The following is an 8837-nucleotide window of genomic DNA, read 5'->3' as shown; positions in this document are numbered from 1 at the left end:
GGAGAAAGTCTACCGCACGCTGCGTGATTTTCCGGAATTGGCGTTTGAGATTCGCGGTTATGCCGATAATACCGGCGAGGCTGAGCAGAATTTTTACATCTCGCACGCGCGCGCGCAGGCGATTTACAATTATCTCGTGGCGAAGGGCATTTCACGCGATCGTTTGCGTTGCGCCGGCTTCGGCGAGTCGAATGCCATTGCCTCGAACAACAGCGCCGAAGGCCGCGCCCAAAACCGGCGTATTGAATTATACCGCTTGCATTAATTTTCCCTGCCCGCCGACGCAGTAGCGCCGGAGAACCGTCTTACCATTTCACGCGATTGCCCAACCATCGCGCCGCCTTTCTTTATTATTGCCACCCTCCCGCCGCATTCCTCTTCAGCAACGCATCGCGCATAGATTACCAACTTGACTTTTTCTTTTTGTCTTGTAGATTGATTCGTCGTAATACAGCGCCTTGCTCGCACATTTGTGTTTTGCCGGACTTTTTTATTCACGTTGCTCTAACTTTATGTGAGGAGAAGTATGATGAAGCAATTTCATGTCCGTAGGATTTTGACTGTAACACTTCTGGCAGCCGCCTGCGCTTTTGCGCAAGAGGCCGCCGCGCCTGCGCCCGAGCCGATGGGTTGGAAGAAAAATCTCATCGGCGCGCTGACGTTGACGCAAAATTCCTATAGCAATTGGGCGCAGGGCGGAGAAAATGCGGTGGCGTGGAAGGGCGTCTTCGAAACGTTGTGGGAAAACAATCAACCCAAAACCAATTGGAAGAACACCGGCAAACTCGCTTACGGCCAGGTGAAACAGGGCGATCAAGAGGTACGCAAAAGCGACGACGAGCTGCGCGCCGAATCGGTGTTGACCTATAAAATCGGCAAGTATGTGAATCCTTATATCTCGTTCAACGGCTTGACGCAAGTGGCCAACGGCTATGATTATTCCAACCCGGCCGTGCCGTTGGTGTCCGAAGCCTTTGATCCCATCTTTCTACGCCAGGCCCTGGGGTTGGGCTATAAACCGCAGGAGAATTTCGTTACCCGCCTTGGTGTTGCCGTCAAAGAAACGATTGTCGGCACCCAAGAATTTCGTCCGCTGTATGGCAACGCACGGGATGAAAACGTGCGGGTGGAAACCGGCATCGAATCCGTCACGGACTTTTCTCAAAAGCTCGAAGAGAATGTCATGTTTATCACCAAACTCGAATTGTTCACCGCGTTCGAGCATATTGAAGAAGTCGACGTGAATTGGGACAACACGCTGGCCGCCAAGCTCGGCAAATATTTCACCGTGAACATGAATGTCCGCCTACTCTACGACGAGAATATCTCGAAAAAACGGCAGCTCAAGCAGGTCTTGGGCTTTGGCGTGGCCTATACGTTTTTTTAGAATGGCATTAGCGCAAAACTCGCGCTGCTCGAGGCCTTTCATATAAACCCTTTCGAGGAGGAGCTTATGTTTAAAGAGTTCAAAGAATTTGCGATGCGCGGCAATGTCGTGGACATGGCCGTGGGTATCATTATCGGCGCGGCGTTCGGCGGCATTGTCACCTCGCTGGTGAATGACGTGCTCATGCCTCCCATCGGGGTGTTGACCGGCGGCATCGACTTTAGCAAGCTTGCCCTCTCGCTGCAAGACGAACCGGCAGTAACGATCAAGTATGGCGTCTTTATCAACGCCGTCATCAACTTTCTCATCATTGCCTTTGCGATTTTCATGCTGGTGCGCGCCATGAATCGTTTGAAGAGAAAGGAAGAGGCGGCGCCGGCCGCGCCCACGACAAAAGAATGCCCGGAATGCCTGATGACCATTCCGCTCAAAGCCAAACGCTGCGGCCATTGCACCGCTGTCGTGGCCTGAGTTTGGTTGTCAGATGCTCGATTCTGGATGCCCGTTTTTTAATTCAGGATCGGGCATTGTTTTTTAGGGATTCTCCGCTTGAGCCAACACATTTGTGAGTAAGGCTGAATCAGAGAACTGCAACGTATTCGTGAGCCTGCGGCGGAAAACTCGAGGCCGGGCTTCTGACAGTCTGCCCCGATTTTCCGACAAGCTAAAAATCGAAGCTCTTCCAGCAGCTTTGAAAACGTCGCCCAGAAGTAGAACTGCCACAGAAATAAAAAAGCCTTTTCAGCGGGATTTCATTTCGTGGGCAAAACACGTTCGGAATTTTATTCTAACTTTGAGCGCCTTATGGCCTTAATGCTTTGATGCGATACAGCCATGAACAAAAACGCCAAAAACCGGGCCGCAGAGAAATCAGGCGCCTTCTCTGCGGCAATGTAAACTCGTCTGCGATGGGTGAAAAACTGTTGTGAATATGATCGCATATGAAATACGCGCGATGCAGGCAGATGATCTGCCGGCCGTGAATCGCATCCTGTCAAAATCATTTACTGCAGCACGAATCCATGAAGGCTTCAAGCGGCCGCATGTGCCGTTGGTGCATCTCTCATTCCTGGAAATGTATCTCGCGGCGTTTCCGCCGGGCTGCTTTGTGATGGAGCACAAGCACACGCTCATCGGCTATAGCTTTGCGCATTTGTGGGGCAAGGTCGGCTGGATTGGTCCGGTGAGCATCATCCCGGCGTATCAAGGCAGACATCTCGGACGCAAAATTGTGCAAGCCTCGGTGAAGGCCTTGCAGGACGAGGACGCGCGGGTGATTGGGCTGGAAACCGTGCCGCGCAATTATCGCAATCTGGGATTCTATTCCAATCTCGGTTTTTTGCCCGGTCCGCTTTCGCTCGATCTCGTGCGCCATGTGCCGCCGGTGCGGGCCGAAACCCTGCCGGAGCATGTTGAAGCCGTTTTTCACAGCGAGCTGGCGACGAACGAACACGCCAAAATATTTGCCGAGGCCGAAGCGCTCGCGCGCGCCATCGATCCGCATTTGCGACTGCAATCTGAAATCGCTTTGATCCGGCAGTTTCAATACGGCGACGCGCTGTACGTGCGCGACAACAAAAAATTGGCGGCGTGCGTCGTGGCGCATACCGAAACGTATTCTCCCGAGGAAACCACACCGCCCCTGAAAATCATCATGCTCTTGGTGCATCCGCAACAGAACGGGCTGTTGCCTGAACTGCTGCCACTGCTCTTCCGATGGGCCGAGCGGAAACAACTCACCAGCATCAGCGTGCGCACGCCGACGCGCTATCAACGCGCGTATCGTACACTCATCGACGCCGGCTTTCGTGTGGCGCATGCCGAGTTGCGCATGACGCTGAAGGGCTATCACGAGCAGGCGCATCCCGATCACTGCAATTTGATGAAATGGGAATAAATGACTGGTCCAAACGTTTTGCGGGCATGATCATCGTTAAAAATCTTTCTCTCGCCTATGCTTCTGCCGCGGGGGCACCTCAAATTTTATCCGATCTCTCGTTTGAAATTGCCGAGGGTGAGTTTGTCGCGGTGATGGGTCCCAACGGCTCGGGGAAAACCTCTTTGGCGCGCTGCTTAAACGGTATTTTGCTACCCACCAGCGGCGAGGTGATCATCGATGGCTTAAGCACGAGTGATCACACGCAGCTTCTCGAGATTCGCCGGCGGGTCGGACTCGTGTTTCAGCATCCGGACGATCAAATGGTCGCGCCGACGATAGAGCGGGAGATTGCCTTCGGGCTGGAAAATTTGGGTATTCCGCGGCCGGAGATGCAACGGCGTGTCGAGGAGATGCTGGCGCTGTTCGAGCTCTCGCACTATCGCCATCACGCGCCGCATCAGCTTTCCGGCGGGGAAAAACAGCGCGTTGCGCTTGCGGCGGTGCTGGCAATGCAGCCGCGGCATATCGTGTTTGATGAACCGACTTCGCTGCTCGACTATTCCAGCCGCGTGCGTTTTTTTGAAACCCTCGCGTCCTTGCGCCAAAAACTTCAGCGCTTGACGATTGTGCACATCACGCAATTCTCCGAAGAAGCCCTGTTTGCTGATCGCTTGCTGATTCTGCATCAGGGCAAAATTGTGATGCAAGGCCCGCCGCGGGAGCTGCTGCAGCGCGTCGCGGATTTCGAAAAAATCGGCTTGCAGCCGCCAGTGGAGTTTCGTGTGTTCGAAGAATATTGTAAAACAAATAACGTTCGTTTACCGCTTGAAGAGTTTATGTTATCGCCCATTCTGTAGAGCCTGAATCCTCCGCCAGGCAGATTGCCTATTCAAATCTAGAATAAAATTCCGAACGTGTTTCGCCCACTGAAATGCAATCCCCTAAAAAGTTTTTTTTCGGGGCCGTTCACATTTGGGGGTAAATTTTAACAAATCGTGCCCAGACTTTTTCCAACTGATGGAAAAACCCACCTGATAATGCCAAATCCATTGGGTTCTTCCATCCGCTGGAGATTTTCTTTTTAATTGCGGCACGCACGCGTTCGGGCGGGCTTTCTGATTTCGGCTGAAGTGTGCTCACAAGAAGATCTTCACCAGACTCGGGCAAGAGTATATATACGCGCGGCTTGAGCGGACGGAGCCAACAAGATTTGATTAACACTTTCACCAACACAATCGAACGGCGCAAGAATTGTAGCACGAAATCCTGCAGGAGACAAATCGCAACTGGATTCTTCAACAGGTGAATTATGAAAAAGTGGATGTTGTGCCTGGCAGGCGTGTTGAGCGGGGCAATGGCAGGTTGCAACAACGACGCAACTTCGCCCACGGCCGGTGAAGCAACTCTGCGCATGTGGTTAACCGACAAAACCGCGGCCTATGACGCGGTCAACATTACCTTTACCGAAATCAGCGCGCATATCGACAGCCAATGGATCGTGCTCAACGATCAGACGCAAACCGTGAATTTGCTCGATTGGAACAATGGCAAAACCTTGCTGCTCGGGCAAGCTGCCATTGAGGCGGGCACGTATACGCAAATTCGGTTGAAAATTGCGGCTGCAGAAGTGGTCTGGAACGGCCAAAGTTACCCGATGGATGTGCCGAGCGGCGCGCAATCCGGTTTGAAATTGCTTACGAAATTCGAGATTGCAGCCGGCTCAACTTACGATATTGTGCTCGATTTCGATGCGGAACGTTCGGTGGTGACGACCGGGCCGCCGCAGAATCCCAAGGGCTTCAAGCTCAAGCCCACCATTCGGGCGATCGCCATGGCGTTCACCGGCTCAATCTCGGGCCGGGTCGCGAATCCAGCAGCATTGCCGGTGGCGGTTGCAGTTGCGGGCAATGATACGATTACCGCCAGCGCCGTCGATCCTGTTAGCGGAGATTTTCGCCTCGCGTTCTTGCCTCCGATGGCTTATGTCGTGAGCATCGCCGATACGCTGGGCCGCGCATTCAGTAAACCGGACGCGCCCGTCAATGCCGGACAAGATTATGCTCTCGGCAGCATCACGCTGCAGTGAAGCTTTCCCTCCAAACAAGAAAAGGCCAGAGTGACAGCATACACACTGGCCTTTTTTCTGGTTCTATGCTGTTCTGTGTGGACCGCACGAATACGCCGAAGGCGTTCAACAACAAAGCCGAGGGTCGCGCGCAGCGCACTCTCGGAAAACAACCAAGCCCACGAGAACTCTGAAAGAGTTCGGCAAAAAAATGTTATGGCCGCCGGCCCGTCGTTCATTTTCGTTAAGGTTTTTGTTTTAGGAGGCAATTTTTGTTGAACACCATTGGTGTTCTTTAGAATTGGGTGTTAGATTACCCAGGGTGCCCAGAAACTGGGCGCCCTGGGCTGAGTTGTACAACGCCTTCGGCGTATGATTTATCACAGTATGTCATGGGCACGCAATTACCCACACTAATCAGCACAGAACCTTTTTCTTATACGTTTTTATACTCACGTCTGGCAATGTTCAGCCGCGGCGTTATCATAACTCACATGACCGTGGCACGAACGACGTGACGAAGCGATTCATGTCCAAAGTTGGGGTAAACTTTGAACGTGTTTCACTCACGCAAATGCTCAAACGGCTTCTGCAAGAAAAACATTTTGCTGAACTCCTGCCAGCCGCAATGCGATCGCCGCGGTTCGATTGCTTGCGCCGGGCGTGCCCAAACGGCTGCGCACATGCGCCAATTCACCGCAAAATTGTTCGCGCTTTTGACTGTGCTGCAAATAAGGCGCGAGCGTCTCTGCTACTGCTTGCGGCTTGAACTCATCTTGCACGAATTCCGGCGCAATTTTGCGGCCAGCCACGACATTCACCAAACCGATGTAAGGCAACTTCACCACGCGTTTGCCGATTTCATAGGAGAGCCGCGAGACGCGATAAACAATTGCGAGCGGCGTGCCGAAGCAAGCGGTTTCGAGCGTGGCCGTGCCGGAGCACACGATACAAGCCGTGCTCTCCCGCATGAGTTCGTACGTTCCGTTTGGAATCAGCTTGATCTCCGGGTTTGGAATGAATTGGCGATACAGGCTTTCCGGCAAGGTTGGCGCCTGGCCAATACCGATTTGCAAATCAGGATAGCGGTCACGCAGCAATTGCGCGGTTGCGATCATATCGGGCAGCAAACGCGTGATTTCATGCTTCCGGCTGCCGGGCAAAAGTCCGAGCAGCGGTTTATGTTTGACAAAGCCGTTTCTTAAAAAAAATTCTTGTTGCGTTAGCTTGGGAGACAAACCTTCCAGCAGCGGGTGACCGACGAAATGCGTGCGCAAGCCGGCATTGGAAAAAAGTGGCGCTTCGAAAGGAAACACGACTGCCATCTCATCAACCAGTTTCACCATTTTGGGAATGCGTTTCGCGCCCCATGCCCACACTTGCGGCGCAATATAGTAAAGAATTTTTATCCCGCGCTCGCGCAAGCGTTTGGCAAGGCGCAGATTGAATCCGGGATAATCGATGAGGATGACAACCGCAGGTTGGCGGCGTTCGACTTCCGCAACAACAGTCGCCATGACTTTGCGCAGAAAAGGCAAATGGCGAATCACTTCCGAGAAGCCGACCACGGCCATATCGCGAATGTGAAAGAGTAATTCCATGCCGGCTGCGGCCATGCCGTCGCCGCCGATGCCAAAAATGTGTGAATTCGGCGATGCAGCTTTAAGCGCCTGCACCAGGCGGGCGCCGTGCAGATCGCCGCTGGCCTCGCCGGCGATGATTAAAAAGGTGGGAGAGGTCGGCATCAAAATTTCCAAATCAAGAAGATCGCCAAGCTCACCGCCGTGAAACTTAGCAGGGTGTTACTCTCGATTTTAAGCGCGCGCTGGAGCGGCATGACTTGCACGTTTTGCTTTTGAAACGGCGTCAGGCGCGGCAGGAAACGCGGAACGTGTTTTAAATAGTTCGTGTAAACCTCGCCAAAACGCTGTTGCAAATGCTCTTCTTCGAGTGAGATGATCATGCTGTATTGCCAGGCAAACAGCGCAACAAAGATGACCAGCATCCATGGCATCCAGGCGTTGGACATGAGACACAGGCCCAGGCTGAGCAGGAAGTTGCCGAGATAAAGCGGGTTGCGCACGAACGCGAACGGGCCGTGGGTGATCAGCACCGCGCCCGCGCCCACGTTGCCGGTGGTGCGCGTCGCGCCGCCGGCGTGCCGCACGCCCCACAGCCGCAAACTCTCGCCCAGCAATGCCACGATGAAGCCGAATATCAAACTCACCGGCGTGGGGTTCGCCAAGAGCAAAATGGCAAGCAACAAAGGAATGGGAGTGTAGCTGCGAAATTTGAACAACAGCGCGCGAATATCCATGTTCATCTCGATTGAGTTTGTTCCATCGGCAATTCATAGCATGCCGCTTCACGATGATTGCGCACCAGCAAATAGGCGCCGGCAAGCGCGGGGTTGTTCCAGGTCTTGTCGTCCAACGCAGCGAAGCGCGTCAATTCGGTGTGCCTCTCCGGATTCGGCGCGACGAGCGCCAGCCCGCCGGATTCTTCTTGAATCAGCAACACGTCGTCGATCAACATGATCTGGCCGTGGCCGTACCGTCCGGCTTTCCATTTGCGCTCGCCGTTGGCGAGATCGAGGCAAACCAGCACGCCGTCATCGAGGCCATAAACATAGCCTTCATAAAAAATCACGTTGGTGAATTTTGCTTTGAGGCGCGGCGTTTCCCACAGCACATGCGCGGAGAACTCGCCGGCGCCATTCTTTTTGATCTCGAATAGTTTGCAGCCGATGCCATAACCGCTGGTGACAAGAATGCGATCATGCGGCAACGGCAAAGGTTGCGCAACGTTGGGCTGCTCGTTGGGCCAGGGATGCTGCCACAACAGCTTGCCGGTGTGAGGATCATGTCCCGCAACACTGGCTTGATTGAAAATGAGTATTTGCGGCGTTTCTGCGAGCGTTGCCAACAACGGCGAGCTGTAACCGGCGCGATCGTCGCCGCCCGACCAAATTTTTGCGCCCGTGTCTCTGTGATAGGCCACAAGCGAACGGCCGTTGCTGCCGCCGGCGCTGATCACCACCAAACTGTCGAATACCAACGGCGAACAACTCACACCCCAGGAATTCGGTTTGGCCTCGTTATCGGTAATGATATTCTTTTGCCACATTTGCTTGCCGGTGGCAAAATCAAGGCAATTGAGAATACCGGTGGCGCCCAGCGTATAAACGCGGTCACCGGCGATCGTAGGTGTTGCGCGCGGGCCTTCACCCGCAACAACTTCGTGGTAATGCGCCTCATCGCCGTGGCTCCACTTAACTTTGCCGGTATACAACTCATAACACACAACGAGTTCCTGCGCGCCGCGTTGTTCTTGCGTGATGGCGGAGCTTCCCCTGACGGCAAAGGCGGACCAGCCGGCGCCAATTGCCTGCCGCCACAATTGGCGCGGCGGCTGCTTTGACCAATCGCGGACAAGAGGCGGCCCGGGAATTTTTCCGTTGCGTTGCGGGCCGAGAAATTGCGGATAATCATGCGATGAAAGCCATG

General features: G+C 53.9%; 10 protein-coding genes. 6 read left to right on the top strand and 4 right to left on the bottom strand.

Features of this window, described 5'->3' with window-relative positions:
- From FBQ85_21670 to FBQ85_21650, 5 genes are all read left to right on the top strand, one after another.
- A partial coding sequence (locus FBQ85_21670) for an OmpA family protein (GenBank protein ID MDL1877748.1) occupies positions 1-265 on the top strand: 265 nt, incomplete at its 5' end.
- 261 nt (positions 266-526) lie between these two features.
- Positions 527-1387: a DUF3078 domain-containing protein gene (locus FBQ85_21665; GenBank protein MDL1877747.1), complete on the top strand. Its 861-nt coding sequence runs from the start codon at positions 527-529 to the stop codon at positions 1385-1387.
- A gap of 66 nt (positions 1388-1453) precedes the next feature.
- Complete coding sequence (gene mscL, locus FBQ85_21660) at positions 1454-1858, top strand: large-conductance mechanosensitive channel protein MscL (GenBank protein MDL1877746.1); 405 nt, start codon at positions 1454-1456, stop codon at positions 1856-1858.
- A gap of 460 nt (positions 1859-2318) precedes the next feature.
- Complete coding sequence (locus FBQ85_21655; GenBank protein ID MDL1877745.1) at positions 2319-3284, top strand: GNAT family N-acetyltransferase; 966 nt, start codon at positions 2319-2321, stop codon at positions 3282-3284.
- On the top strand, positions 3104-4123 hold the full coding sequence (locus FBQ85_21650) for an ATP-binding cassette domain-containing protein (protein MDL1877744.1): 1020 nt from the start codon (positions 3104-3106) through the stop codon (positions 4121-4123). The genes FBQ85_21655 and FBQ85_21650 overlap by 181 nt, the downstream gene beginning before the upstream one ends.
- 109 nt (positions 4124-4232) lie before the next feature.
- On the opposite strand, the gene FBQ85_21645 is transcribed toward FBQ85_21650, so the two are convergent.
- Positions 4233-4565, bottom strand: coding sequence for a hypothetical protein (locus FBQ85_21645; GenBank protein MDL1877743.1), 333 nt, complete (start codon positions 4563-4565; stop codon positions 4233-4235).
- Positions 4566-4575: 10 nt separating this feature from the next.
- Between FBQ85_21645 and FBQ85_21640 the strand changes: the two genes are divergently transcribed.
- Positions 4576-5352 carry a DUF4382 domain-containing protein gene (locus tag FBQ85_21640; protein ID MDL1877742.1) on the top strand — a complete coding sequence of 259 codons (777 nt, stop codon included), beginning with the start codon at positions 4576-4578 and terminating at the stop codon, positions 5350-5352.
- 557 nt (positions 5353-5909) lie between these two features.
- Here the strand turns inward: FBQ85_21640 and FBQ85_21635 are convergent.
- From FBQ85_21635 to FBQ85_21625, 3 genes are all read right to left on the bottom strand, one after another.
- Positions 5910-7076: a lipid-A-disaccharide synthase gene (locus FBQ85_21635; protein MDL1877741.1), complete on the bottom strand. Its 1167-nt coding sequence runs from the start codon at positions 7074-7076 to the stop codon at positions 5910-5912.
- A complete protein-coding gene (locus FBQ85_21630; GenBank protein ID MDL1877740.1) occupies positions 7076-7648 on the bottom strand; it encodes an isoprenylcysteine carboxylmethyltransferase family protein in 573 nt (190 codons plus the stop codon). Before FBQ85_21630 ends, FBQ85_21635 begins: the two co-directional genes overlap by 1 nt.
- Before the next feature lie 2 nt (positions 7649-7650).
- Positions 7651-8837: hypothetical protein (locus FBQ85_21625; GenBank protein MDL1877739.1), on the bottom strand; the 1187-nt coding region annotated here is incomplete at its 5' end.

This window comes from Cytophagia bacterium CHB2 (assembly GCA_030263535.1).
Taxonomy (GTDB): Bacteria; Zhuqueibacterota; Zhuqueibacteria; order Zhuqueibacterales; family Zhuqueibacteraceae; genus Coneutiohabitans.
This window is presented reverse-complemented; position numbering and strand designations above follow the sequence as displayed.